Source organism: Rhodococcus sp. WB9 (genome assembly GCF_007558985.1).
Lineage (GTDB): Bacteria > Actinomycetota > Actinomycetes > Mycobacteriales > Mycobacteriaceae > Rhodococcus_F > Rhodococcus_F opacus.
The window spans coordinates 7,187,060-7,214,032 of the sequence record NZ_CP041769.1 but is presented as its reverse complement, the minus strand read 5'-3'; the positions used below and the strand labels follow the sequence as shown (position 1 = coordinate 7,214,032).

Genomic DNA, 26,973 nt, shown 5'->3' with positions numbered 1-26,973 from the left:
GTATGAGCGAACCTGATGTGCTCGACTAACCTGCGGCTCGCCTCGCCCCGCGCGTTCTTCGCCGCACCGGGAACGACCCCAGTGGCACGAAGCTCTCCTGTTGTGGGAGTCCCAGCACCAGCCGTTGGAGTCACTGCTCTCGAGCTGTCGGCCGCTCCGTGGGCGCTCGCGCATCACACCGAGGTCCACCATGAGGCGCTGACGGCGTTCGCGAGCAAACGCGCCGGCAAGTATCAGGGGCGTTGACACGAGAGATCGCGTTCGTCCTGCATCTTGTGAGAACGTTCATGCACTCGGCATTCGCACGGAGTCGCGCGCCTGGCGGGTCAGCGAAAGCCCCACTCCTCGGCGTGCCGGAGACAGATCTTAGCGAGCTCGTCGCGCCGCTCTATGATCGTCTCGCGAACGCCGACCACACCGAGTGTGGCGATGGTTCGGCCGCGTTCCCGGAGGGCCACCGACACGCCGTCACCGCGATCGACAGCCACGCCCGGGGCTGCGCACACGCCGGTGGCCCGTAGTGCCTCGAGGGCGTGGAGGAACTGCTCGATGTAGTCGGCGTCGGCCACCGGGCGGGAGTTGAGGTAGGCCCAGATGTCGCGCTGCTCGCGGTCGGCCAGTAGCAGCCACCCCGCGGACGTGCGCAGCAGGGAGCGCCGCAGGCGATTCTCCGCCAGGTACGCGTACTCCGGTTCAGAGGAGACGTGGTCAACGTAGAACAGGTCGTCGCCCACCGAGGTGGACAGCGCGATGGTCAGTCCGGCCTCGGCGTGCACTTGCTGGAGCTGTTCGTGACTTATCGACGTGACCGGGGGGCGTCCCGCGATGACGTTGAGCAGGTAGGGCGCTGTACCGAGGGTGTAGATACGGTCGCGCTCGTCGAGGTAGCCGACGGCGACGAGACCGTTGAGCAGCCCATGCACCGAACTCACTGGGGCGTTGAGAGCCTTTGCCACGGCCGTGAGGGTGAGACCGGCACCGGAGCGGGCGACGAGTTCGAGGATTGCCGCGACCCGGTCGATCATGCGATGGCGGGGACGCTCGGGAACCTGCTCGAAAGGTACGGCTCCGGCGGCCGGAGAAGTTTCCGTCATTGCGAAAGCGTAGCAATGGCGTCCACGCTTAACGGATCGCGTATATACGTAGTCCGCTTCGCTATTGTGTATCTCTGGCGTTTCTGGGACACTTCCCAAGTGATTCGGGGCATCCTCCGCGGCAGGGCGACCCGCGGTCTGGACTGACCCTTAATTTGACTGTGCGCACTCCCCGAACAGCGGCACAGTCCACCCCGATCGCCCGGGCGCCGCCCGGGCAGGACTCATCAGGAGGCCCCATGAGTTCGACTCTCGCGCCACCGACCACGGTGGCGACCGAAGAGATGAACGCCCTGCGTGCCGAAGTACGCGCGTTTCTCGCCGAGGAGGTCGACGCCGGGCGGCTCATACCCTGGATCGACACCTGGCTCACCCGCTGGGACGAGGACTTCACCCGACGCCTCGCCGAACGCGGCTGGGTCGGGATGACGATCCCCACGGAGTTCGGTGGCCGCGGCCGAACCCACCTCGAGCGCTTCGTCGTCACCGAGGAACTGCTCGCCGTGGGCGCCCCCGTCGCCGCGCACTGGGTCGCCGACCGACAGATCGCCCCGTCCCTGCTTCGCTACGGTACCGAGGAGCAGAAGCACGAGTACCTGCCCCGAATTGCCGCCGGCGAGTGCTGCTTCGGCATCGGCATGTCCGAACCGGACTCCGGCTCCGACCTGGCCAGTGTCCGCACCAAGGGCGTTCAGGTCGACGGCGGCTGGCGGATCACCGGGACCAAGGTGTGGACCTCCGGGGCCCAGCACGCGGAGGCGTTCATCGCGCTGTGCCGCACCGAACCGCTCGACACCTCGCACCGTCACGCGGGTCTGAGTCAGTTCATCGTCGACCTGCGCAGCGAGGGCGTCACCATCCGGCCGATCGTCTCCCTCTCGGGGGACCACCACTTCAACGAGGTCGTCCTCGAGGACGTTTTCGTCGCCGACTCAATGGTCTTCGGCACCCTCGGTAACGGTTGGGAACAGGTCAACTCCGAGCTCGCCTTCGAGCGCAGCGGCCCTGAACGGTTCCTCTCCTCGTTCCGCCTGTTCGCCGCGGAGATCGGTGCGATCTCCACCGGAGCCCTGCCCGAGCGCAGCGACCTCGGCCGGACCGTGGCCCGGATGGCCGGACTGCACAACCTCAGCCAGAACATCGCCGGCGCGCTGCAGCGCGGTGAACCCGCCGACACCCCGGCAGCCCTCGTCAAGCTTCTCGGCACCGCCGCCGAGGGTGACATCGTCGACACCGTCTCCACCCGGCTCGGCGACGAGCTGGCAGCCGGTTTCGCCGGCACGAACGGCACCGCCGCGGTCGCCGAGATCCACGGCCTGCTGCGCGCGGGCCTCCACCAGCGCCCGGGCTTCACGCTCCGCGGCGGCACCAACGAGATTCTGCGCGGCGTCATCGCGCGGGGACTGGGGATGCGCTGATGACCACCGCCACGACCGTCGACCTCTCCGTCGACGAGGACCTGCAGGCGATGCTCTCCGACGTCGTCTCCGGTTTCTCCGGCCCCGACGTCCGGCCCGACGCCGACGCCGTGTGGTCGACACTGCGGGAGGTCGGCGTCGCCCGGCTCACCGCGCCCGAGGACGCCGGGGGCAGCGGAGCCGGCTGGGCCGAAGCCGCGGCGCTCCTGCGCACCGCGGCTGCCGCCGGTGTGGCCGTCCCGTACGCCGAGACTGACCTGCTGGCCGGGCCGCTCCGGCGCGCCGCCGGGATCGACGACTCGTCCGACTCCACCGCCACCGTCGCGCTGCTCGATTCCTCGGGGACCGCGCACGGTGTCCCGTGGGCCGGTGCCACCGCCACCGTCGTGTGCGTGCGCCCCGCCGGCGATACCCACGAGCTCGCGGACGTGCCAACCGACCGGTTGACGATCACTACCATTGAGGGCATCTCGGCAGTGCCGACCGGCTCTGTCACCGTCGGTGAGGGCATCTCCTGGTCACCCGTATCCACCGCGGCCGTCGAGGCGTACGTCCTGCGCGGCGCGCTCGCCCGCGCACTGCAGTGCGTCGGCGCGATGGACGGCATGCTCGCCTCGGCGATTGAGCACACCACCGCCCGCAGCCAGTTCGGTCGCGCCCTGGCGAAGTTCCAGTCCGTGCAGAACCTCGTCGTCGACATCGCCGCCGAGTCCGTGCTGGCCCGCGCTGCCGTGGACACCGCGCTCGCCGACGCCCTCACCGACGACCTCGACGGCGAGCTGTCCCAGTTCCGCGTTGCGGTCGCGCGCAGCGTCGTTTCGCAGGCCCTGGCCGTGGCGGTGCGCAACGTCCACCAGGTGCACGGCGCGATCGGGACCACCCACGAGCACACCCTGCACCGGGTCACCCTTCCCGCCCTGCAGTGGCGCGGCGAGTTCGGGTCACCGGCGTTCTGGGAGGGGTTCCTCTCCCGCGCGGCCATTCTCGGCGGCATGGACGGTGCGTGGCCGATGGTCGCCGAGGGCGCCCGCGTCGAGGACGCCGCGAGCCGGTACCTCGACGCCGTGATCGCAAGGTCCGTGTCATGAAAACGGAACCGCCACGATCTCCTCCGCAGCCGAGCCTTCAGCTCCCTTCTCGAGGCCGAACACAGAAGCCGACCACAGCCGACACCCTCACACCTCCGCCCACACCGAACCGATCCACCACCGCGGCAGCCGCGACATCAATCGCCGCCACCATGTCACCACACCCGGTGCCGGGGTCGCCTTCGGGATCTGCACATCGACCCCCGCGGACACGGCGACAGCGGGCTTACACGTCGAAGATCAACGACACGCCGATCAGTGGGAAAACCTCAGGCAGCAGCACGAAACTCCGGAAAGGAACCTGTGCTCGTTCCATATCCCTCGCCGCCGTCGCCGGCCCACAATCCTGGGGGTACCTCCCGCTCGCGGGGGCGGATCTCGCGTTCTCCGGTGGTGGTGACGCCGATCGCGACATAGATAGGCCGGTTGGCGACCTGACCGTCGCGGATCTTGACGTGGATGGCATCGACGAACATGACGGGATACCCGCGGCCACGGTCACCGACCTGACCGAGACGATCAGTACCCGAGCCCACGCATACCGCGATCTCCGGAAGCCGTGACGCTCGGCGGTTCGGATCGTCACCGGTGTAGCCCGGCCGTGGTGGTCAGCGGCCGCACGGGGTACTGGGGACATGTCGTGCCGGTTCTGTGAGCCCGCGGGGGGTCATAGTGGAACGTGATGTGAACACGACGAAAGGAAGATCGTGGACCATAGCGCGCTGTTGACCGACGCCTTCGATCGCATTCAGGAGACCGTGCATTCCACGCTGGCCGATCTCCCCGCCGACGCCCTCACGTTTCGGGTGGACGCGAAGGCGAACACGATCGCCTGGCTGATCTGGCATCTGACGCGAGTGCAGGACGACCACGTCGCCGGTGTCGCGGGCACCGCGCAGGTGTGGACGTCGGGCGGGTGGGTGGAGCGCCTCGACCTCCCGTTCCCGGTTGCCGACATCGGCTACGGGCACTCCGCGGCCGAGGTCGCGAAGGTGCGGACCGGCACCGACCTCCTGCGGGAGTATCACGATGCCGTACACGACCGCACCGTCGACTACGTCCAGTCGATCGGGCCGGACGATCTCGACCGGATCGTCGACGAGAACTGGGATCCGCCAGTCACTCTCGGTGTCCGGTTGATCAGCGTCGTCTCCGACGATCTGCAGCATGCCGGGCAGGCGGCGTACGTCCGCGGCATCTACGAGCGCCGCTGAACGCGCGACGACGTCTCGTTGGCGGCGAGCCACGCCTCCACTCGCCGCCGGGAGCGTCGGCCGACGCGTTCGCGGACGGCCGGACTCACTCGGGCCGCACCGTGCAGCGTCCCGTTCCCCACCAGTGCCAGCGGAGCGAACCAGGCGGGCACGACCGGCAATCCGAGTTCTCGCATGCCGCGCTTGCCGGAGAACATCCGCTGGATGCTGAGTAGGCGCTGGCGGTTGAGCCGGCGTCGCAGGGACTGTGCGTGCGGGTAGTGGAACGTGGCCCACGACTTCTGCAGTGAGTCGGCCAGCACCCTCGAGTTCTCGTCGGGGCCGGGAGCGAACATCCCGATCTGGCACATGTTGCGGCGTCCGGTGTTCTCGTCGTCGACCAGCCAGTGCTCGTCGATGCCCATCAGCCAGCCGATGTACCGCCACAGATGCATGACGTCGCGGCCCTCGTCGGCGGAGACCCACACCCCCAGCGATCGGAGTCCGACGAGGAACGTCGTCGAGAAGAGGGCGAGCGTCCCGGCCTGATCCGACTGGTTGATCGGCATGCCCCAGTCGGACACGTCCCAGCTCTCGTCCTGCAGCAGGGTCAGATTGACGAACGCGTGCATCAACCGCACGTGGACGGACAACTGCCAGCCCCGGCGGTCGCGATCCATGCCGCCGGGCAGGACGCACTCGTACCACCACCGCACGGTCTCGGCCACGCGCTGACCGGCGCCGTCCCCGACCAGCCTGCCGGTGGCCACGAGTTGGCGGGAGGTGGCGGCGCTGCGGTAGCCGTTCATCAGGGAACCGGTCGCGAGCAGGTCGAGTCCGGTCATTCCGCTGCGCAGGCAGACGGCGGCCCCGTGCTCGAGGCGCCGGTCGTCGACCCACGACGGCCGACGGTCCACTGCGTCGAAGAAGGCGACCAGCGGCGGCGCCGCGTCGGGCACGCTGCCGATGCCGTCGGAGAGTGCCTGGGAGAACTGGGCCATCGTCACGGTCTTGTCGACGAGGACGGCCCGCGCCAGTGCGGCACCGATCTCGTCCTGACGGACCACCGCACGGGCGTGAAGTTCCCGCTCCGCCGGGGTGGGCGTCGGGTCGCCGTGCACGAATCGCGATAGCGTCCGCATCGAGCGGCGACCCCACTCCGAGTCCATGTCGAACCGCCGCGGCGGCGTGAAGTCGGAGAAGCCGGGCGCCGACTCCCGGGACTGGGTTTCTGTCATTGCGGTGCACTCGATTCGGTAGTCGAGAAGGGGGCGTCTTTGTGCCTCAGCTCCCGCTCGAGGGGCTGTGAGTTACAGTTCACCCCACCTAATCGGACGGGTACAAGTCGCATTGTGGGGCAGATCGGGAGGGTTCAGCGAATGGGCACTGGCCAGCGGAAAGACCCCTCTCAGCAGCGGTCGCAGGAGACGGTCGCGCGCATCCTGTCGGCAACTGGTCAGGTTTTGCGGGCCAAGGGGTACACCGGCTGCAGCACGAACGCCATCGCGGAGGCCGCCGGCATCTCGAAGGGATCGGTGTACCAGTATTTCGCGAACAAGGACGAGATCATCGAGGTCCTGATCGACAAGATCATGGAAGAAACCACCGCTACGTTCGGGACGCAGCTCGAGCACGCCGTCGCGAAGGGCACGTTCCTGAAGGACGCGGCCCTGCAGTCCCAGCTTCTCGCAGTCCTGGACAGGTATCGCGACATCCTCGGTTCGCTGCTCAACGACGCGCCGCACCTGGCCCTCACCGCTCACCGTTCGGTCCGCATCGAGGAACGGTGCCGCGACCTGTTGCGTACGTATGTGACGTTGAATCCGTCCGCGATCGGTCCGGGGGTCGACCTCGACGCGCTGCTGCTGGTGCTCACCGTCAGTTACCGGGAGGTGAGCCTCGAATACCTCCGCCGCGACCTCCGCGACCGGCGAAACGAGCTGGCCACCGTCCTCTACGACATGACGATGGGGGGCCTCGCCGGGCGCGCGACACGCGGGGTGTAACGCGGAGGGGGCTTCGGGAGAAATACCTAGTGAGCCCATGGCGCTGTCGGACCCCGACCCGGCAGCGTCAGGGGCCTTCTTTTTGCGCTCCTCCCGCCGCCGCCCGGTCGGCGACCCGGCACCTCCAGCCACACGACCCTTTCGAGCGCGCGCAGATCGCTCTCGATCCGCCGGAACAACTGGTACACGGCGATGAAGGCAAAGATGCCGCCCAGACACAGCGCGCGCACCGTCGCGTTCACGGCGTCGCCGGTGGTTCCACCGACGAAGCTGAGTCCGGCGACCCCGATCAACGGGACGGCCGCCGCGACGGCGAGGTACCGCGGCATGCCTCGGCCGAGGGCCCGGATGTTGCGGCCGTCGCTTCCGCGTAACTCGCCGTGCGACAGCAGGATCGGGTAGAGGCACCGCACCGCGTAGAACGTCAGGATGAAGAAGGGGTAGGCGAGCGCGACCGCCCCGCACACGGCGAGGGACGCGAGGAGTTGCGTGTATGCGCCCAACGAAATCCCGCCGGCGGTGATCTCCAGGGCGACCGGGTAGGCGACGCCGGCGACGACCCACAACCCGAAGCTGACCACGACCGCGCGATGGCCGAGTCCGAGCGTCGTGGCTCGCGCCTTCTCCAGCACCTCGGAACTGTAGGTTCTGCCGTTTCGGAGTCCTCGCGGCACCGTGAGCGCGAGTCGACACCAGTAGACGATGAGCACTGCGCCCAGCGGGAATGCGATCCCGCCGATCACCAGGTGCACGAACTCGAGATCCTGCTGCGCCTCGACGGGCAGCGTCGCGATGATCAGCACCTTGTTGTAATAGTAGTTGTATCCGGCTGCCAGCAGGTTCGGGATGCCGACGGCGGCGATCACGATCGGAAGCGCCCACCGCCACATCGTGGACCGCACGCTTCCCGGTGCCGGGTCGACGAGATCGCGGGCGTGCGGGTCGAGGCACAGCGCGAACTGCCGTGTCAGCTTCCGGCCACTCGACCACCGGTCGTCCCGGTCGGGGGCGAGCGATTTCACCAGGATGCGCCGCAGCGCGGCGGGACAGTCCTCGGGGAGCGCGGATCGTTCCGGGTCCACGCCCCGGCGTCGGGACTCGAGAAGAGCCTGAGGCGTCGGCGGGGATGTGGTCCCGTCGTCGTCCGGGAAGGGCCGGGCCCCGGTCAGCAGTTCCCACAGCATGACGCCCAGCGCGAAGATGTCGCTGCGGGTGTCGAGGTCGGACGCGGTTCGGTGGGTGCTCGGGTCGATGACCTCGAGCTGTTCGGGCGACATGTACGCGACGGAGCCGCCGATGAATCCTCCGGCGCCGCGATTCTCGACGCTGTCGCTCGAACTGACGTTGAAGTCGGCCAGTTTGGGGATGCCTTCGAGTCCCAGTAGTACGTTCGCCGGTTTGATGTCGCGGTGCAGGACGCCGTGCGCCCGGGCGTAGTCGAGTGCGTCGGCGAGCCGCAACCCGATCCACGCGACCGTCTCCGGCCACGACAGTGCGGCGATCTCGTCTCGAACACTCGAATACTCGGGCCGGATCTCGCCTCTCTCCTCAAGGATCCGGTCGACCGAATCGAGCAGCAGCTGTCCGGATCGCTGCTCGGGCGGGGTCTTGCGGACCAGCCGCACCACGTCGAGGAGCGTGCCGCCGGGGACGTATTCCATGAACAGCACCCGCAGCCGGCGGTCCTCCAGCACCCGCTGGTCGTAGACGCGGACGATGTACGGGTGGTCGAGCTGCGCGAGTGTCTGCGGCTCGTTGCCGATGTTGCGGGAGATCTTCAACGCCACCCACCGCTGCATCGAACGCTGCCGGGCGAGGAACACCCGCGCGAACGCGCCATGACCGAGTTCCATCATCAGGTCGAAATCGTCGAGGCGCTCACCGACGTCGAGGTCGTCGCCCGGACCGAGTTCCGCGGTGATGGTCCGCCGGTCCATGCGGCGGTCGTGTTCGAGGAGGGTCTCGAACCGGGCCGCCTGCTGCGGATACTCGGCGACGTACTCGGCGGGATCGACGTCGGCGCCACTCTGACGGCGGACCCTGTACTCCAGGTAGACGAGTTCCGGTGGCAGTGGTTCGGCGAGCAGCTCCGGGAATTCGAGGCAGTAGTCGGCGATGCGCTTCGGGCTCCCCGACCGCAGCCACCGGTACTCGAGGTCGACCTTGATCAGCTCGATCAGCGCGGCCCGCCTGATCGCAGCCGTGTCGGGGAGATATTCGGTGAGCTCGGCCGGCGAACCGGACGACTCCCAATCCGCGACCAGGCGCTCGACCCCGCTTTCCACGACGAACACCGATTCGGCGCCCGACGTCGTCGTCGACGGCAGCTGAGTGTTCTGACCCAGTTCGGTGGGCGGCCCAGACGCGACCGTCGAATCACTCGGCGGGCGATCGTTCATGGCGGTCCGATTCCGGGCGGTGCGGATTCCGGGAGGTGCATGGGGGCGTGCACTTGCCAGGGTATTCCTGACGGGGCGTGCTGGGTACGGAACAGCGGGCCGGCCTTCACGGGTTCCCGGCGGGTCCGGAACCAGTGCGAGGGGTGTTCACCCGTGGCGAGCAATGATGTGGTCCTTGGTACCTCCACGAACTGAACGGGCAGGTAATCACGCTCGAGGGCCTTTCATCACATCTGATTCCGCCCCGAGCATCTCGATGGAGCCTCGCTCCACCAAGTCACATTCACGACCAACGGACCAGAACTGAGAGGTTTGCGTGTGGGGTCAGGCACTGTGTGCGTAGTCAATTCGCTCTGGTCGCTGCGGTAGGACTGCTCGTCAGAGGAAGTGGAGTGTGCAGAGAGCGCTTGGCGCGTGCGAGTGCGCGCTGTGCGGCGGCGGTGACGGCTTCGGCGGTGAAGCCGAACTCGCGGAACAGGGTCTTGTAGTCGGCGGAGGCGCCGAAGTGCTCGATGGAGACGATTTCGCCTGCGTCGCCGACGAAGCGGTGCCAGGGCATGGCGATGCCGGCTTCGACGGAGACCCGCGCCTTGACCGTCGGGGGGAGGACGCCGTCGCGGTAGGCCTGGTCCTGGGCGTCGAACCATTCGACGCAGGGCATGGACACGACCCGGGTGGGGATGCCGTCGGCCTCGAGGGTTTCGCGGGCGGCGACGGCGAGCTGCAGCTCGGATCCGGTGCCGATGAGCACGACCTCCGGTGCGCCGGTGGAGGCGTCGGCGAGGATGTAGCCGCCGCGGGAGACGCCCTCGTAGCTGGTGCCCTCGAGGACGGGTAGGTCCTGGCGGGTCAGGGCGAGGCCGGCGGGAGCGCGGGTGGCGTCGTCGGCGCCCTTCTCGAGGACGGCGCGCCAGGCGTGGGCGGTCTCGTTGGCGTCGCCGGGTCGCACGACGTACAGGCCGGGGATCGCGCGCAGCGCGGCGAGGTGCTCGATCGGCTGGTGGGTGGGCCCGTCCTCGCCGAGTCCGATGGAGTCGTGCGTCCACACGTAGGTGACCGGGGTCTTCATGATCGCGGCGAGCCGCACGGCGGGACGCATGTAGTCGCTGAAGACGAGGAAGGTGCCGCCGTAGGGGCGGGTCGGTCCGTGCAGCGCGATGCCGTTGAGGATCGAGCCCATGGCGTGTTCGCGGACCCCGAAGTGCAGGGTGCGGCCGTAGGGCTGGGCGGTCCACATCCGGGTGGAGATGGTTTCGGGGCCGAAGGAGTCGGCGCCCGTGATGGTGGTGTTGTTGCTCTCGGCGAGGTCGGCGGAGCCGCCCCACAGTTCGGGGAGCACCGGTCCGACGGCGTTCAGGACGGCGGCGGACGCCTTGCGGGTGGCGATGCCCTTGGGATCGGGCTCCCAGGTGGGGAGCACGTCGGCCCAGCCGGCGGGAAGGTCGCGGCCGATCAGACGGTCGAGGAGCTTCTTGCCCTCGGGGGCGCGCTGCGTCCACTCGTCGTACCGGGCCTGCCAGTGCTTGTGTGCCTGGGCGCCGCGCTCGACGACCTTGCGGGTGTGGGCGATGACCTCGTCGGCGACCTCGAACGTCTTGTCCGGATCGAAGCCGAGCGCCTTCTTCACGGCCGCGACCTCGTCGGCACCGAGGGCGGCGCCGTGCGCCGCGCCGGTGTTCATCTTGGTCGGTGCGGGGTAGCCGATGATGGTGCGGAGCAGGATCAGCGACGGCTTGTCGGTGACCTCGCGGGCCTTGTTCAGGGCCTCTTCGATGGCGACGACGTTCTCGCCGCCCTCGACGATCTGCACGTGCCAGCCGTATGCCTCGTAGCGGGCGGCGGTGTCCTCGGACAGCGCGATGGCGGTGTCGTCCTCGATGGAGATCTTGTTGTCGTCGTAGATCAGGGTGAGGTTGCCGAGCTGCTGGACGCCGGCGATGGAGGAGGCCTCGGAGGTGACGCCTTCCTCGATGTCGCCGTCGGAGGCGATGACGTAGATGTGGTGGTCGAACGGGCTGTCGCCGAGGGCGGGCTCGGGGTCGAAGAGGCCGCGTTCGCGGCGGGCGGCCATGGCCATGCCCACGGCGGAGGCGAGGCCCTGACCGAGGGGCCCGGTGGTGATCTCGACACCGCGGGTGTGGCCGTGTTCGGGGTGGCCGGGGGTCTTCGAGCCCCAGGTGCGCAGCGCCTGCAGGTCGTCGAGTTCGAGACCGTAGCCGGCGAGGTACAGCTGGATGTAGAGGGTGAGGCTGGAGTGTCCGCAGGACAGCACGAACCGGTCGCGGCCGATCCAGTCGGCGTCGGTGGGGTCGTGGCGCATGACGCGCTGGAAGAGGGTGTAGGCGAGGGGGGCCAGGCTCATGGCCGTGCCGGGGTGGCCGTTACCGACCTTCTGCACCGCGTCCGCGGCGAGCACCCGGATGGTGTCGACGGCCTTGGTGTCCAGTTCGGTCCAGTCGGCGGGGTGAACCGGTTGCGTGAGGACGTGGATGTCGTCTGTGATCGACACGGGCAGAAGTCTCCTATTGCGGGGTGGGAAATATGGGCACTCGATCGCTGCCGGTGCCGGGACTGATTCTGGCCGTCCATTTCTCGACGGGCGGTCTGGACTATGTGTAGGAGTAGAAACCCTGGCCGGTCTTCTTACTCAGACGACCGGCATCGACCATGCGCTGTAACAACGGCGGCGGGCTGTGCTGGCATTGCTGTCGAGTCGTCCCGACTTGACGGCATGGGCGAGGGACGACTGGGTACGGTCCGTTGCGGCATTGGCCGAGGTGATGTCGCGCTCGAGAATGGTCGCTGAAACGCCGGCTCGTGCAACTACTTCCGCCATCCCCTCCCCATTATTCCGCCGCCGATGACGCCCACTCTCTTCACGTGATCTCCTTGGTCTTCAGGCTGGTCGAGCGACTGGATCGGCTCTCGGGCAGAGTAGTTGGGTGCCCGGTGAAAAGTCGTACAGCGGCGCACCAGGCGATGGCGACGAACGGCCCGGGTGAGTGGTGGGTATTTCCAGCCACTCCGTAGGGCCGAACACCTGGTGCGCCGCAGACGGTCATCGCACTGTCTATGGCTGGACGTGTGCGGTGACGGTCACCGCGGCGTCTGGCTGGACGGTGCGGTGACGGGCTGGGGTGAGCTAGCCGAGCCGGCGAAGCCGGGGTGCCAGGTCACGCTCGAACAACTCGAGGAAGCGCTTCTGATCGTGACCGGGAGCGTGGAAGACCAGGTGGTTCAGCCCTGCGTCGATGTAGGGCTTGATCGCCTCGACCACTTCGTCCGGGTCGGCGCCCACGATCCACCGCTTCGCGACCTGCTCGATAGGGAGCGCATCCGCGGCGGCCTCCATCTCGATCGGGTCGGTGATGTCATGCTTCTGCTCGGGTGTCAGGGACAGCGGCGCCCAGAATCGGGTGTTCTCCAGTGCCTGTGCGGGATCGGTGTCGTAGGAAATCTTGATCTCGATCAGACGATCGATGTCCTCGAGCTTCCGTTCGGCCTTCTGTGCGCCCTCGGCGACGGCAGGCATCAACTTGTCGTTGTAGAGCTCCATGCCCTTACCGGAGGTACAGATGAATCCGTCACCTGCACGACCGGCGTAGCGGGCGACGACCGGACCGCCTGCCGCGATGTACACCGGAATGCCCTCCACGGGAACGTCATAGATCGAGGCCCCGGTGGTGCGGTAGTACTGACCTTCGAAGTCGACCCGGCCGCCCTTCCACAGTTCGCGCATGAGTTGCACGGATTCGCGCAGGCGGGCAAAGCGTTCCTTGAAATCGGGCCAATCGCCTTCGAACCCCGTCGCGATCTCGTTGAGCGCCTCACCGGTGCCGACCCCGAGCATCACCCGTCCGGGATAGAGCAGTCCCATCGTGGCGAATGCCTGAGCGATGACTGCGGGGTTGTACCGGAATGTCGGTGTCAGAACCGAAGTGCCGAGCTGGATCCTCGTGGTCCGCTCACCGACGGCCGTCATCCACGCCAGGGAGAACGGGGCGTGGCCACCCTTGTGCCGCCACGGCTGGAAGTGGTCGCTCACCATGGCGCTGTCGAGTCCATGACTTTCGGCGAGCACTGAGAGTTCGACCAGTTCACGTGGGCCGAACTGTTCCGCCGACGCCTTGTACCCGAGCTTGAGTTCTGCGGTCATGTGCGTTCCTGCTTTTCTGTGTGTGTACGAAGTGGGTCGTCAGCCGTGGAAGTCCACCGCGGAGTACTCACGGAGTTTGTTCAGACTGTGTCGTCCGTCGATCATCCGGACCGTGCCGGACTTTGATCGCATGACGATCGACTGGGTGGTGGCTCCGCCGGCGGCGTATCGCACCCCGCGGAGCAGGTCACCGTCGGTGACACCCGTCGCGCAGAAGAACACGTTGTCTCCGGAAACGAGATCCTCTGTATGAAGCACCCGGTCGAGGTTGTGGCCCGCGTCGATCGCTCGCCGGCGTTCGGCGTCGTTGGTGGGGGCGAGCCGGCCCTGGATCGCGCCTCCCATGCATCGCAGTGCCGCTGCTGCGATCACGCCCTCGGGGGTGCCGCCGATCCCCAGCAGCATGTCCGGTGCCGAACGTGGATCCGCGGCTGCGATGGCACCGGCGACGTCTCCGTCCGCCAGCAGTTGGACCCTGGCTCCGGCGTCTCGCACGGTATTGATGAGGTCGCCGTGGCGGAGTCGGTCGAGTACGGCCACTGTCACGTCCGAGACCGACGACTTCTTCGCTCGTGCCACACGTCGGATGTTCTCGTGGACCGGCGCGGTGATGTCGATGACGTCGGCGGCATCGGGACCGACTGCGATCTTCTCCATGTAGAACACCGCAGACGGATCGAACATCGTTCCGCGCTCGGATACCGCGAGCACTGCGATGGCATTGGACATTCCCTTGGACATCATCGTCGTGCCGTCCACCGGGTCGACCGCGACGTCGCACTCGGGACCGTCACCGGTGCCGACGCACTCGCCGTTGTAGAGCATGGGGGCGTTGTCTTTCTCGCCCTCACCGATCACGACGACTCCGCGCATGGTCACGGAGTTGATGAGCTGCCGGATTGCGTCGACTGCGGCGCCGTCGCCGCCGATCTTGTCGCCCCGTCCCACCCAGCGTCCAGCGGCCATCGCGGCTGCTTCCGTTACGCGGACCAGTTCGAGGGCGAGATTGCGGTCCGGCTTCTCCCGGCGGCTCACTGTCATCGGGCCGCTGCCTTCACCTGATCGAGTGCAGCGTCTGCCCTGCTCGTGGAGTGTCCACCGAACTGATTCCGCAGGGCGGAGACCGCTTTCATCGACGGTGAGGTCTCTTGCCTGCTGGCGAACCGGGCGAAAAGTGCAGCCGAGATGACCGGTACCGGAACGGCATTGCGGATGGCCTCTTCGACGGTCCACCGGCCTTCTCCGGAGTCTTGGGTCCAGCCGGAGATCCCGGACAGCTCGGGATCGTCTTTGAGGGCGCGCACGAGGAGGTCGAGGAGCCACGATCGCACCACGGTGCCACGGCTCCAGGCCTCGATCACTGCCGGGACGTTCTCGACGAGTTCCGTGGCCTCGAGCAGCTCGAAGCCCTCAGCGTACGCCTGCATGAGGCCGTACTCGATCCCGTTGTGCACCATTTTTGAATAATGGCCTGCTCCAATGGGTCCCGCGTGTACAAATCCTTCGCTACGCGGGCCTTCCGGGCGGAGGGCGTCGAAGAGCGGCATCGCCCTGTCGACGTGTTCCTCGGATCCGCCCACCATCAACGCGTAACCGTGCTCGAGACCCCAGATTCCACCGGACACACCGCAGTCGATGTACCCGATCCCTCGCGCGTCGAGCGCCTTCGCGTGGTGGATGTCCTCGCTGAAGCGGGAGTTGCCACCTTCGATGACGAGGTCGCCCGGAGAAAGCGCCTGTGACAGGTGCGTGATCGTCTCCTGCGTCGGCGCACCCGCCGGAACCATCACCCAGACGATGCGCGGTGGGGGAAGTGCCTCGACGAGCGCGTCGATGGACGAGACGTCGGCGCTGTTGACGTGCGGGTCGTAACCGAGAACTTCGGTGCCCGAACGGCGGAGCCGTTCGCGCATGTTGAAGCCCATCTTTCCCAGCCCGATAAGCCCGATCTGCATAGCGTGGAGCCTTTCCGAATCGACAGAGCACAACCGGTGGGGGAGGCCGAGCCCCGTGGGCACGCGTGCTCGACCTCCCGTGGGTGTGTCAGTTCTGGTTGTCCCCGAAGATGGCCTTCACCTCGAGGAAGTCCTCCAAACCGAACTTGCCGAATTCACGACCGTTGCCGGACTGCTTGTATCCACCGAACGGCGCATTGGCGGCCAGCGGGGCACCGTTGAGGTGCACCATTCCGGTCCGCATCCGCCGAGCGACCTTCCGAGCACGTTCGGGGTTTCCGGAAGACACCATGCCGGCGAGCCCGTATTGCGTGTCGTTGGCGATGCGCACCGCGTCGTCCTCGTCTTCGTAGCCGATGAACATCATCACAGGCCCGAAGATCTCCTCCTGCGCGATCGTCATGTCATTGGTGACGTCGGCGAAGACGGTGGGCTTGACGAAGTAACCCTCGTGCAGCCCGTCCGGGCGGCCGGTGCCACCGACGACGAGCGTGCCGCCCTCGTCGATGCCCTTCTGGATGAGTCCCTGAATCTTGTCGAACTGTGCCTGCGACACCACGGGACCGACGGTCGTGCCCTCCGCATCCGGAGCTCCGACGACGATGGTGGCCGCGGCCTTCTTTGCGATCTCCACAGCCTCGTCCATGCGATCCGCGGGGATGAGGATGCGGGATCCGGCGTTGCAGGACTGGCCCGAGTTCACCACCATGCCGGTGACGTCGCGAGTGATGACGTCTTCGAAGTCGGCGTCGTCGAGCACGATGTTGGCCGACTTGCCGCCGAGTTCCTGGGCGACGCGCTTGACCGTCGGGGCCGCGTTCTTGGCGACCTCGATGCCGGCCCGCGTCGACCCGGTGAACGAGACCATGTCGACTTCGGGGTGCGCGGACAGTGCCGTTCCCACGGTCAGGCCATGACCGTTGACGAGGTTGAAGACGCCTGCGGGAACACCGGCTTCGTCCAGGATCTCGGCGAAGATGATTGCGTTGAGGGGCGCGATCTCCGACGGTTTGAGCACCATCGTGCATCCGGCTGCCAGGGCGGGTGCCACCTTGGCGACGATCTGGTTGAGCGGCCAGTTCCATGGGGTGATGAAGGCGCAGACGCCGACCGGCTCGCGCACCACGGTCGTGGTGTCGATCTTTTCCTCGAACGTGAAGTTCTCGAGGGCGTCGAGCGTCGCCATGAAGTGCCCGAGGCCTGCCGGTGCCTGAGCGGCCTCCGCGAGGCCGGTGGGCGCTCCCATCTCGCTGGTGACGGCGGCCGCGAGGTCCTTCATACGCCGCTTGTACACCTCGATGATCTTCTCCAGCAGGGCGATGCGCTCGGCCGGGGTGGTCGACGCGAAGCTGTCGAACGCCGTGCGTGCGGCGGTGACTGCGAGGTCAACGTCCTGTTCGTTGCCCATCGCGATGGTGGCGATCGGCTTCTCCGTCGCCGGGTTGATCACCTCGAGCGTCTTCGAGCCGATCGGGTCTACCCAGGTGCCGCCGATGTAGAACTTCTGAGTGTGGTCCATCATTTTCCTCCGTCGAAGTGTTGGTGATGCTGAAAAGTGCTGGGGCCAAGCGATTGATCTCGAAAATGTGTGATCGCCCCCGTCAGTTCGGCGATCTGAGATAGACCGTTTTGGTGGTGGTGAAGAACGTGCGGGCAGCCTTTCCCTGCTCACGATTCATGCTGCTCGAGGCCTTGACTCCGCCGAACGGGACGTGTGGCTCCACACTCGCCGTCTCCCGATTGACATGCACCAGGCCGGAATTGATCCGGCGCACGAACTGCATGGCTTTGGAGATGTTCGATGTGAACAGCGAGGCCGAGAGGCCGAACACGGTGTCGTTCGCCGCGGCCAGCGCTTCGTCGAAATCCTCGACCTCGGTCAGGACGAGCACCGGGCCGAAGATTTCCTCCCGCACGAGTCGGCTGGACGGGGCCACACCGGTCAGCACTGTCGGTTCGAGGAAGCAACCCTCACCGTCTGCCTTGCCACCGACAAGGATGTCCGCACCCTCCTCGTGCGCGAGCCGAAGGTACTCGACCACGGTGTCGCGTTGCTCCGGTGAGGACATCGGCCCGATGTCGGTGGCCTCGTCGTACGGGTTGCCCACCACCAGTCGGTTGACCTGGGCGAGCAGCAGTTCGCGGAATTCCGTGGCCACCGGGCGCTGAACATACACGCGACTGGTGGCCGTGCACCGCTGTCCGGCGGCCAGCATGGCTCCGCGAACGACCTGCACGGCCGCGTCCTCGAGTTCGGCGTCCGCCAGCACGATGGCGGGGTTCTTGCCGCCGAGTTCGAGTTGCACCTTGACGTTGCGGTCTGCGACCGCCTCACGGAGGCGGACACCGACACCGTTGGATCCGGTGAAGGTCAACGCCGCCAAGCGGTTGTCCCCGGTCAACGAACCGGACAGGGAACGGCCCTTGCCGGTGACCAGATTGAGCACACCGTTCGGCAAACCCGCCTCGGCGAAAATCTCGGTGAGCAACACCGCGCTGCCTGACGCCACTTCGGCCGGCTTCCACACCACGGAGTTTCCGAATGCGAGTGCGGGAGCGATTTTCCACGTCGGAATCGCGAACGGAAAGTTCCACGGCGTGATGGCGCAGACGATCCCGAGGGGTTGCTCGACGGTGAGCAGTACGGTCTCGGGGTCTGCGCTCGGGTAGGTCTCGCCCGAGGGCTGCAGCAGATCGCCGGCGTAGTAGCGCAGGATCGCAGCGCTGCGCAGCACCTCGCCGCGGGCGTCGCGGATGGCCTTGCCCATGTCGGCGGTGAGCCGGCGAGCGGCCGTCTCGACCCTGGCCTCGAGCAGGTCGGCTGCTCGGCGCAGGACATTGGCGCGTTGGACGGCAGGTGTGGACGCCCATCCCGGCTGTGCCTTCTCGGCCGCGTCGTAGGCGCGGCGGACGTGAGCGGGAGTCGCGGACGCGAAGGTGCCCGACGGGCGATCTGTCCCGTATGGCTCGAATCGTTTAAATGTCTGTTCCGAGGTGCACCATTCGCCATCGATGAAGAGCGTCGCGGCGCCGTCGAGGAGCGTTGCAGACGCAGAGGTGTTGGACATGGTCACCTGACCTGGGGCATGGAAGGAGTCGAACGTGGGATTTTGGTTCTTTCACCTGCGGCGATGGAGCGCGACGACGTCGTAGTAGGTGTGTCGCGTCCGGGAATCCCGCCGGGGTGTCCGAGTCGGAGCGTCATCGCGGCGATCAGGCCGGCCGAGGCGCTCGGGGAATCGTGGGCCATGAGGTTGTCAGGGGCATTCGGCATGTGATGATATTACCTCCCGAGTAGAAACGTTTACATGACAATATGTGCCCATGCCGGAACGGTCAAGGAGACTTCGAATGAGAAACGATCGAGGGCGCACTGTTCGCCCCAACGAGTACCTCGACACCGACGAAGGGCCGGCGCGGGAGGAGCGCAACTCCGCGGAATCCCCGGCCGCGTCCGGCCCTCTCCAGCGGCTGTCCGCCGCCGGCGTTGCAGTGTGGCTCGACGATTTGTCTCGTCACCGCCTGGCGTCGGGGAGCCTGGACGCACTCGTGCGGAACTGGTCCGTGTGCGGCGTGACCACCAACCCGTCGATCTTCGAGAACGCCCTGCGGTCGGGTGAGGTCGCCTACGGTGAACAGCTCCGTGAGCTGGCGATCGCGGAGGCGGATGCCGCCGAGGCCGTACGAGCGTTGACCACCACCGACGTTCGCTGGGCCTGCGAGATTCTGCAGGAGACCTACGAACGATCCGGCGGTGCCGACGGATATGTCTCGATCGAGGTGGACCCCTACCTGTCGCGCAACGTGCCGGGCACCGTCGCAGAGGCCCGCGACCTCTTTCGCTCGATCGGCCGCCGCAACGTCCTGATCAAGATTCCGGCGACGGCCGAGTGCCTTCCCGCCATCACACAGACGCTCGCGGCCGGCATCGGCGTCAACGTGACGCTGATCTTCTCTCTCGAACGTTACGAAGGCGTCCAGGACGCGTTCCTCGCCGGTCTCGAGCAGGCCCGCGCGAACGGCCACGACCTGGCCGGAATCCAGTCGGTGGCCTCATTTTTCATCTCCCGAGTGGACACGGAAGTAGACCGGCGCCTCGGCGAGGACGCTCGCGACTACCTGCGCGGGGCGGCAGCGATAGCAAACGCCAGGCTCGCCTACGAGAAGTTCGAGACGATGCTGCTCAGTCCTCGATGGCGCGCGCTCGAGGCCGACGGCGCCCACCCGCAGCGCCTCCTGTGGGCATCCACGGGTGTGAAGGACCCCGCGTACTTCGACACCCGGTACGTCACCGAGTTGATCGCCGCCCGAACGGTGAACACGATGCCGGAGGAGACGCTACGCGCCGTGGCCGATCACGGCGTCGTGGACGGCGACAGTATTTCCGGTACATACGACACCTCGCGCACGGTGCTCGACAAGCTCACGCTCGCCGGAGTCGATTACGACGACGTCGTCCGTGGGCTCGAAGCGGAGGGACTGCGGAAGTTCGAGGTCGCCTGGAACGACCTCACCTCGACCGTCGCGCTGCTTCTCGACGACGCCCGCGCGCAGATCGACCGGTCCCGTATCCCAGCACAGATACCACCGTCGTTCCCTGTCACGGCGGTCCAGACTCGAGAAGTGTGAGGCGATGATGGAATTCCTTCAAACCCCGGTCGATCAGCGGCCGCAGTGGGCCGCGCTCGCGAAACACCGAGCACGCCTCGACGGAGTATCGCTTCGCCGACTCTTCACCGAGAATCCCGGTCGCGCTGCCGAGTTCACTCTCGGTGTCGACGGACTGCTATTGGATTACTCGAAGAACCTCGTCGACGCCGAGGTGATCGGCGAGTTGGTCGACCTCGCCTACGCCGCCGGTGTGGACCGGCGGATCGAGGCGATGTTCGCGGCGGAACGAATCAATTCGACCGAAGATCGCGCCGTGGCACACGTGGCTTTGCGCGCCGCACGCGGTGCGCGAATGGTGATCGACGGAGGTGACGTCGTCCCGGGGGTGCATCAGGTACTCGACGACATGGCGGCCTTCGCGACCCGGATCCGGTCGGGAGCGTGGCTGGGATACACGGGGAAGGCCATCAAGAACGTGGTGAACATCGGGATCGGCGGGTCGGATCTCGGTCCCGTGATGGCCGCCGAGGCGCTGGCGGCCTACTCGGATCCGGAACTGAACGTTCGTTTCGTCTCCAATGTCGACGGCTCGGACATCGTTTCGGCGGTCCGGGATCTCGACCAGAGCGAAACCCTGTACGTCGTCGTGTCCAAGACGTTCACCACTGTCGAGACACTGACCAATGCGCGCACCGCGCGCCGGTTCCTGGTGGACGCGCTCGGCAACGAGGATGCGGTCCGCAGACACTTCGTCGCCGTGTCCACCAACGCGGAACAGGTGCATCGCTTCGGGATCGATACCGAGAACATGTTCGGCTTCTGGGACTGGGTCGGCGGTAGGTACTCCGTCGAGTCGGCGGTCGGACTGTCGTTGATGATCGCGATCGGGCCGGTGAACTTCGCCTCGATGACCGACGGCTTCCGTGCGATGGACATTCATTTCCGCGAGGCGCCGTTCGCCCGCAACATGCCGGTGCTCCTCGCACTGATCGGACTCTGGTACAACAATTTTCACGATGCTCAGACTCATGCCGTCCTGCCGTACAGCAAGTACCTCGCACGCTTTCCGGCGTACTTGCAGCAGCTGGACATGGAGAGCAACGGCAAATCGGTGGACACCGAGGGACGGCCGGTCCGGGTCCGTACCGGCCCGGTCGTGTGGGGCGAACCCGGTACGAACGGGCAGCATGCCTTTTATCAGCTGCTGCACCAGGGCACCCATCTCGTCCCCTGCGACTTCATCGGCTTTCTTCGTCCCGTCGACGGTCCTGACGAACACCACGATCTGTTGATGGCGAACTTCTTCGCTCAGACCGAGGCACTCGCCTTCGGCCGCAGCGCGGAGGAAGTGGCGGCTGCCGGGGTGCGGGCCGACCTCGTCGCGCACCGAAGTTTCGCGGGGGACAGACCGACGAACACGCTGCTGGCGGGCAGGCTGGACCCGTTCGTGCTCGGTCAGCTGGTGGCTTTGTACGAGCACAAGGTGTTCACCCAGGGGGTTCTGTGGGGGATCAACTCGTTCGATCAATGGGGTGTGGAGCTGGGCAAGGTGCTCGCCCACCGCATCGTCGACGAGCTCTCTCAGGACGAGCCGCCCGCGCTCGGTCACGATGAATCGACCAACTCCCTGGTCTCGCTGTACCGGAAGGCCGCGGCCCGGCGGGTGTAGTCACGGACCGGTGGAGACCAACACGTTGCCGCCGTGCGCTGAGGGAACAGGGCTGTCCACGGTGCGGTATGTGCAGGTCCCGGGCCTGGAGACGGCGTCCGCGACAGGCACGCGAGAATCCTCCAGAACACTTGACGCTCCATAACCGCTCTTGTAGATTAGAAACGAATCCAGTCGGCATTACAACAGGTGGGATGCCAGATTAGATCTCAAAAGTGGAAACGTTTCACACCGGCTAGCAATCCCGGTGGTCGTCGCGGGACTCACCCGAATATCCAGCACGAGCCAACTGCGCTCAGTCTGCCTGGCCACCATTGTGGATGCTCTCGGAAACCGACTCGAAATGAAGGGAAGACCCGGATGGCCGACTTCGATCCGTCAGCGCCGAACGCGCGACGTTACCCGCGGGTGATCACCGAAGGCGAGATCAGCAGCATGCCGCGCCTACAGTTCAACACCGGCATCGACACCGCGATCTTCCTGTCACGGGAGCGCGACGACGCACGCTACTTCCGCCAGGGCTACTGCTACCAGGAGCCCGACCACGCCCCCTACAACTGGGAGCAGCCCAACTTCGACGAGACGCACTACTGCCTCGAGGGGCACATCAAGCTGCGGGTCAAGGATGCGAACGACCGAGAGGTCGTGCTCGAAGCCGGTCCGGGAGAGCACATCTACCTGCCGGCCGGCTACACCTACACCCTCGAGAACACCGGTGTGCGGACCGTCTTCTTCTGGACCAGCGGACCGTCTCCCCGCGTGGGACTCGTCGAGGTGCCGGATTACCACAAGACCCTCCAAGAACTGAGGAAGTGAGAGAGCAATGGCCGTGACCGCAAGCCAGACCGCCCCTCTGCGGGGCGACAAGAGGTGGGGTTACCTCGACAGGGCCAAGAGCATCCGTGTGGCGAGCGTGAATGCCGACGGGAGCATCTACCTGACTCCCCTGTGGTTCGTCGTCGACGAAAAGAGGATCTTCCTCCCGATCGACGCCGGCAGCCGCCACGGTGCGAACTCCCAGGCCGGCCGGAAGATCGCCGCGCTGGTCGATTCGGGCGACGAGTACGCCACCGTCAGCGGTGTACGCATCCTGGGAACGCTGGTCGAAGCCACCGACGAGGTTCTCGTGAAGAAGCTCCAGGACAAGGTGTTCGAGAAGTACTTCGGCACGGGTCACCCCTACGCCGAGCAGTACTTCGAGTTCGGCGAATTCGCCGACCGTCGCTACCTGGAATTGGTGCCGGACAAGATGATCGGCTGGGATTCACGCGAGACGACGATGCCGCAGGTTCCGGAAGCTCGCGTGCTGCCGGACTTTGTAGGAGACCGGCCGCTCCCCAAGAGCTGACCGATCCGTTCATCGCCGCAGATCACGGCGGACCGGCATCTCCTCGTTCACTGACGGGCACGCCGGTCCGCCCGCTCCCGACAACGACGACCGCGGGCGACGGCTCGAGTTGCACACACACATTCTTTTGAAATTTGGAGTAGGTATGACTTCGACTAAGGACGGCGCCACCCGGGTGCTCGTGGTCGGCGAATCGTGGATCAAGCACACGGTGCACATCAAGGGCTTCGACGAATTCCGCACAGTCGAGTACGAGGAAGGCGGCGGCGTCTTCCTGGACTCGCTGAAGGCTTCCGGGCTCGACGTGACGTACATGCGCGCCCACGAGATCTCGGGACGGTTCCCGAAGACGCTGGAAGAGTTGCAGCAGTTCGACGTCGTGGTCCTCAGCGACATCGGTGCGAACTCCTTCCTGCTGGCCGACGAGACGTTCCTGCGATCCGAACGCAGCGTCAACCGGTTGTCGCTGCTCGCGGACTTCACCGAAGCCGGCGGAGGCCTGATCATGGTGGGCGGCTACATGTCGTTCACCGGGATCGACGGCAAGGCCCGCTACGGGATGAGCCCGCTGGCACCGGTGCTTCCGGTCACCATGCTCGACTACGACGACCGCATCGAAGTTCCCGAAGGCCTCGACGCCACGTTCGACGAGCCGAACCACGAGATCCTCGGCGGGACCCCCGCGGAATGGCCGATGCTTCTCGGGTACAACCGGGTCATCGCCAAGTCCGACGCGACGGTTGTCGCGCGCTTCGGCGAGGACCCGCTGCTGGTCGTCGGTACCGCCGGCGTCGGCCGCACCGTGGCCTTCGCGTCCGATCTGGCGCCCCATTGGGCGCCGCCGGAATTCGTGCAGTGGCAGCACTATCAGGCGCTGTGGACGTCGATCGTGAACTGGGCTGCGGGCCTCGACACAAGCCTTCCGTCGTCGGTGCACGCAATCGCTGCGGTAGATTGAGAATTTTATGAGCAACGGTCAGCCCCCGACGATGAAAGATGTGGCCCGGCACGCGGGCGTGTCCGTGAGCACGGTCAGCTATGTCTTGAACGACAGCGGACCGGTTGCGCCCGCACGTCGAGCCCGCGTGCTCGATGCTGTGCGGGTCCTCAACTACGCACCCAACGAGGCTGCGCGGGGGTTGAAGAGACGTTCGGCGCCCACGATCGGACTCGTGGTCCCCGAACTGTCGAACCAGTTCTTCGCGCTCCTCGCGGAGGGCGTCGAACAGGCGGCAGCTGCTCGTGGAGTGCTCGTCGTGTTGTGTGCCCCCGAAGCCATCGACGGAGGAGAGTCGCTCAATGGGCGGCTGCTGCGAAGTCAGAGGCTGAACGGGATCATCTACCTGTCGGGGGCGTCGACGTCACCGACGTCGCTTCTCGAACTCACGCGGCTCGGTCCGATCGTTCTGGTGGACGAGCAGGTCCCCGGATTCGACCTGCCGGCCATCGTGTCGGACAACCGCCGCGGTGCCCGGGAAGTTGCTCAACATGTGCTCGAAGCAGGCCATCGCAAGATCGCCGTCATCGGCGGTCCCGAGGGCCTGTGGACGGCCCAACAGCGACTCGCCGGTTATCGGGAAGCGTTGGCAGCCGCCGGAATCGAACCCGATACCGTTCCGGTCTTCGGTGGTAGCTACCGGCAGGAGTCGGGTACGGAACTTGCGGCGAAGGCATTGTCCGGCCCGTCGTCGGAGCGCCCGACAGCGTTGTTGTGCGCGAACGACCTGATGGCCATCGGCGTGCTCGAATACTGCCGATCCGAGGGCATCCAGGTGCCCGAAGAACTCAGCGTCGTCGGATTCGACGACTTACCGCTGGTCTCGCTCCTCACGCCGAGATTGACCACAGTCCGCCAACCGGCTCGGGACATGGGTGTGCGAGCCGCGAACCTGCTGTTCGAACTCATCGACGACAAGGTCGACGTTCCCGCGCCCGAGCCGTTCCCGACCCTGCTACAGATAAGAGATTCCGTGGCTACACCCTTAGGTATTTCATGAGTACGCCGCTGGACGTGGGTACCACCCGGGGGCGAGTGTTCGTCGTCGGAGCGATCAACGTCGACCTGGTCGTCGCCGCTGAGAGACTGCCCGGTCCGGGCGAGACCGTCGTGGGAACCCGCGTCGAACGGTACGGCGGCGGCAAAGGCGCCAACGCCGCTGTGGCTGCCGCGCGGGCAGGTGCGGAAGTGCATCTCGTCGGAGCGGCAGGCGCGGACGCCAACGGCACCGAAGCGCTGGACGAACTCACCGCCGAGGGCATCTGGGTGGACGGTGTCACCGTCCTCGAGCACGAAGCCACCGGGGTCGCGTTGATCGTCGTCGACCCGGGCGCCGAGAACCAGATCGCCGTCGGCGCGGGTGCCAATGCCGCACTGAGCGCCGAACACGTGACGCGCACCCTCGCTTCCAACCTGAGACCCTCGGATTCAGTGCTGGTCAGCACGGAGATCCCCGACGCCGCGGTGGCGGCCGCGGTGGTCGCTGCCGCCTCGGCGGGTGCACGCTGTGTCCTGAATCCGGCCCCTCCCATTCCCGGGGTTGCCGCTCTCCTCGGGTACGGGCCGATCCTGACGCCCAACGCGGGTGAGTGTCTCGAACTCGCCAAGATGCTGGGTGACGGCCACACCCACGCCCGCGAGGCCGCCGCCGCGATCATGGCACGCACCGGAGCGCCGGTCGTCGTCACCCTGGGAGGTGACGGTGCCCTGGTACTCACGCCCGACGGGAACGTCGACCACGTTCGGCCACGGCCGGCCGTGGCCCGCGACACCACCGGCGCAGGCGATACTTTCAATGGCGTTCTGATCACCCGGCTGGCAGCGGGAGACGAACTCGACGACGCGGTCCGAGCCGCGAATGTTGCTGCTGCGCTGTCTGTTGCACACGTCGGGGCCCGCGCCGGGATGCCTCGCGCCACGGACATCGAGGTCGGCAGCCGGGCGTAACCACCCGTCGAGGCCCCTGTGCGGCGAGCATCAGCGCGGCCGGAGGCTTCCCGAACCGGAGCATATGGAGCAACCATGACTATTGACGACCGTGCAGCGTTGATCGACCAGTTCGTCTACGCCTGGAACATCAAGGATGTCGACGCATTGATGAACCTGATGATCGACGATTGCATCTTCCACTCTTCGGTCGGCCCCGATCCGGGAGTCCGGTTCGAAGGTCAGGCCGATGTTCGTCGCGGATTCGAGATGTACCTTCTACCAAGCGGTTCAGCGACAGAAACCGTGATGGAGAAGCCGCTTGTGAGTATGAATTTTGCTGTAACCCGGTGGACTACCTTCCAGAGGCACGAGGACGGTGCCGTTCTGGAAACACGTGCGTGCGACGTGTTCGAGTTCGAAGGCGACCGCATCAGGCGTAAGGACACCTACCGCAAGATTTCCACTCCCGTTACTGCTTCCTAGAAGTTACAACGCAGAGGAAATAGCTGAATGTTGCGGGTTGGGTTGCGGTCGGATCCGCAACGTGATCGCTCTGACGCCACTGACAAGTGTCGGAGCGCGGACCTGCCCGGAGTTGGGGTAGTAGATTGGGCGACCGTCCCGCAATGAGCGGGAGAACCGCATGGTCGCTTCGTCGAGTCGGCACCGACCGGTCGCCTCGCCGTGCCGGCGCTCGGCCACGGCGCCCTCGACTCCGGCTGCGAGAATACGGCCATTCACTCGTGTGGATGGCCGTATTCGTCTGTGCAGGTGCATGTTGCATCGCCGCCACAGGACGGTCACGCGGCCGATCGGCAGCGCGTTCGCGAGTAGCTCAGGCCTCCGCGACCCGAGTAGAACCCTTTCTAGTTTCTGGTAGTTCTACCGGGCCCACGGGTTCTTCGGCGTCCGTATGCGGAGCGCGGACGTGAGATGCGGCCAACTGGTTGTTTACAAAGGATTGTCCAGGCCAGTAGCTGCGCGACCCGGTTTCTCGAGCAGGGGCGCGAGCTGAGAATTGATCTCCGCGAACCTCTTGACTGCGAGACTATAAACGTTAATAGTAAGTGTGATGTAGCGCACTGAGAGAGCGAATCCGCTGCATGTCGC

At 66.3% G+C, this 26,973-nt stretch carries 22 protein-coding genes and 1 pseudogene; 12 read left to right on the top strand and 11 right to left on the bottom strand.

The genetic code is table 11. The annotated features are described in order from the left end of the window. Positions 1–326 precede the first annotated feature (326 nt). A complete protein-coding gene (locus FND50_RS33575) occupies positions 327–1,094 on the bottom strand; it encodes an IclR family transcriptional regulator (RefSeq protein WP_144288619.1) in 768 nt (255 codons plus the stop codon). A 239-nt stretch (positions 1,095–1,333) separates the two neighbouring features. Here FND50_RS33575 and FND50_RS33570 point away from each other — a divergent pair, with 239 nt between their 5' ends. Both FND50_RS33570 and FND50_RS33565 read left to right on the top strand, forming a co-directional pair. Further along, positions 1,334–2,512: an acyl-CoA dehydrogenase family protein gene (locus tag FND50_RS33570; protein ID WP_144288618.1), complete on the top strand. Its 1,179-nt coding sequence runs from the start codon at positions 1,334–1,336 to the stop codon at positions 2,510–2,512. Continuing rightward, positions 2,512–3,600, top strand: a complete 1,089-nt coding sequence (locus FND50_RS33565) for an acyl-CoA dehydrogenase family protein (RefSeq protein WP_144288617.1) — start codon at positions 2,512–2,514, stop codon at positions 3,598–3,600. The genes FND50_RS33570 and FND50_RS33565 overlap by 1 nt, the downstream gene beginning before the upstream one ends. A 317-nt stretch (positions 3,601–3,917) precedes the next feature. Here FND50_RS33565 and FND50_RS37980 read toward each other — a convergent pair. Further along, positions 3,918–4,085: pseudogene (locus tag FND50_RS37980) on the bottom strand (transposase); the annotation flags it as partial. A gap of 222 nt (positions 4,086–4,307) precedes the next feature. Between FND50_RS37980 and FND50_RS33555 the strand changes: the two are divergent. Then, positions 4,308–4,814: a mycothiol transferase gene (locus FND50_RS33555; RefSeq protein WP_144288616.1), complete on the top strand. Its 507-nt coding sequence runs from the start codon at positions 4,308–4,310 to the stop codon at positions 4,812–4,814. Here FND50_RS33555 and FND50_RS33550 read toward each other — a convergent pair. Then, complete coding sequence (locus FND50_RS33550; RefSeq protein ID WP_144288615.1) at positions 4,799–6,031, bottom strand: oxygenase MpaB family protein; 1,233 nt, start codon at positions 6,029–6,031, stop codon at positions 4,799–4,801. The two genes, FND50_RS33555 and FND50_RS33550, sit on opposite strands and share 16 nt — an antisense overlap. A gap of 141 nt (positions 6,032–6,172) precedes the next feature. Between FND50_RS33550 and FND50_RS33545 the strand changes: the two genes are divergently transcribed. Continuing rightward, positions 6,173–6,799 (top strand): TetR/AcrR family transcriptional regulator, encoded by a 627-nt coding sequence (locus tag FND50_RS33545; protein ID WP_144288614.1) that lies wholly within the window; start codon positions 6,173–6,175, stop codon positions 6,797–6,799. 26 nt (positions 6,800–6,825) lie between these two features. Here FND50_RS33545 and FND50_RS33540 read toward each other — a convergent pair whose 3' ends face one another. The 8 genes from FND50_RS33540 to FND50_RS33505 all read right to left on the bottom strand — a co-directional run bounded on the left by FND50_RS33540 (position 6,826) and on the right by FND50_RS33505 (position 18,377). Continuing rightward, on the bottom strand, positions 6,826–9,198 hold the full coding sequence (locus FND50_RS33540; RefSeq protein WP_144288613.1) for a serine/threonine-protein kinase: 2,373 nt from the start codon (positions 9,196–9,198) through the stop codon (positions 6,826–6,828). A 343-nt stretch (positions 9,199–9,541) separates the two neighbouring features. Next, positions 9,542–11,707, bottom strand: a complete 2,166-nt coding sequence (tkt, locus tag FND50_RS33535; protein ID WP_144288612.1) for a transketolase — start codon at positions 11,705–11,707, stop codon at positions 9,542–9,544. Positions 11,708–11,807: 100 nt separating this feature from the next. Beyond that, entirely contained in the window at positions 11,808–11,867 is a 60-nt protein-coding gene (locus FND50_RS33530; protein WP_231137956.1) for a hypothetical protein, read from the bottom strand. 473 nt (positions 11,868–12,340) lie between these two features. Next, complete coding sequence (gene fgd / locus FND50_RS33525) at positions 12,341–13,354, bottom strand: glucose-6-phosphate dehydrogenase (coenzyme-F420) (RefSeq protein WP_005561299.1); 1,014 nt, start codon at positions 13,352–13,354, stop codon at positions 12,341–12,343. Positions 13,355–13,393: 39 nt separating this feature from the next. Further along, entirely contained in the window at positions 13,394–14,395 is a 1,002-nt protein-coding gene (glpX, locus tag FND50_RS33520; protein WP_144288611.1) for a class II fructose-bisphosphatase, read from the bottom strand. After that, positions 14,392–15,309 carry a phosphogluconate dehydrogenase (NAD(+)-dependent, decarboxylating) gene (gene gnd / locus FND50_RS33515; protein WP_144288610.1) on the bottom strand — a complete coding sequence of 306 codons (918 nt, stop codon included), beginning with the start codon at positions 15,307–15,309 and terminating at the stop codon, positions 14,392–14,394. The genes glpX and gnd overlap by 4 nt, the downstream gene beginning before the upstream one ends. Positions 15,310–15,397: 88 nt before the next feature. After that, entirely contained in the window at positions 15,398–16,828 is a 1,431-nt protein-coding gene (locus FND50_RS33510; protein WP_144289234.1) for an aldehyde dehydrogenase family protein, read from the bottom strand. 82 nt (positions 16,829–16,910) lie between these two features. After that, positions 16,911–18,377, bottom strand: coding sequence for an aldehyde dehydrogenase (locus FND50_RS33505; protein WP_144288609.1), 1,467 nt, complete (start codon positions 18,375–18,377; stop codon positions 16,911–16,913). Between the two features lie 283 nt (positions 18,378–18,660). Here FND50_RS33505 and tal point away from each other — a divergent pair, with 283 nt between their 5' ends. The 8 genes from tal to FND50_RS33465 all read left to right on the top strand — a co-directional run bounded on the left by tal (position 18,661) and on the right by FND50_RS33465 (position 26,346). Continuing rightward, entirely contained in the window at positions 18,661–19,938 is a 1,278-nt protein-coding gene (gene tal / locus FND50_RS33500; RefSeq protein WP_144288608.1) for a transaldolase, read from the top strand. Positions 19,939–19,942: 4 nt separating this feature from the next. Next, entirely contained in the window at positions 19,943–21,589 is a 1,647-nt protein-coding gene (pgi, locus tag FND50_RS33495; RefSeq protein WP_144288607.1) for a glucose-6-phosphate isomerase, read from the top strand. Between the two features lie 360 nt (positions 21,590–21,949). Further along, positions 21,950–22,405 (top strand): hypothetical protein, encoded by a 456-nt coding sequence (locus FND50_RS33490; RefSeq protein WP_005561314.1) that lies wholly within the window; start codon positions 21,950–21,952, stop codon positions 22,403–22,405. Positions 22,406–22,412: 7 nt separating this feature from the next. Then, positions 22,413–22,937: a pyridoxamine 5'-phosphate oxidase family protein gene (locus FND50_RS33485; RefSeq protein ID WP_005561315.1), complete on the top strand. Its 525-nt coding sequence runs from the start codon at positions 22,413–22,415 to the stop codon at positions 22,935–22,937. 145 nt (positions 22,938–23,082) lie between these two features. Beyond that, positions 23,083–23,895 (top strand): glutamine amidotransferase, encoded by an 813-nt coding sequence (locus FND50_RS33480; protein ID WP_144288606.1) that lies wholly within the window; start codon positions 23,083–23,085, stop codon positions 23,893–23,895. A 7-nt stretch (positions 23,896–23,902) separates the two neighbouring features. Beyond that, positions 23,903–24,934 carry a LacI family DNA-binding transcriptional regulator gene (locus FND50_RS33475; protein WP_260850806.1) on the top strand — a complete coding sequence of 344 codons (1,032 nt, stop codon included), beginning with the start codon at positions 23,903–23,905 and terminating at the stop codon, positions 24,932–24,934. After that, positions 24,931–25,881: a PfkB family carbohydrate kinase gene (locus FND50_RS33470; RefSeq protein ID WP_144288605.1), complete on the top strand. Its 951-nt coding sequence runs from the start codon at positions 24,931–24,933 to the stop codon at positions 25,879–25,881. The genes FND50_RS33475 and FND50_RS33470 overlap by 4 nt, the downstream gene beginning before the upstream one ends. 75 nt (positions 25,882–25,956) lie before the next feature. Next, entirely contained in the window at positions 25,957–26,346 is a 390-nt protein-coding gene (locus tag FND50_RS33465; protein WP_144288604.1) for a nuclear transport factor 2 family protein, read from the top strand. Positions 26,347–26,973: the final 627 nt, after the last annotated feature.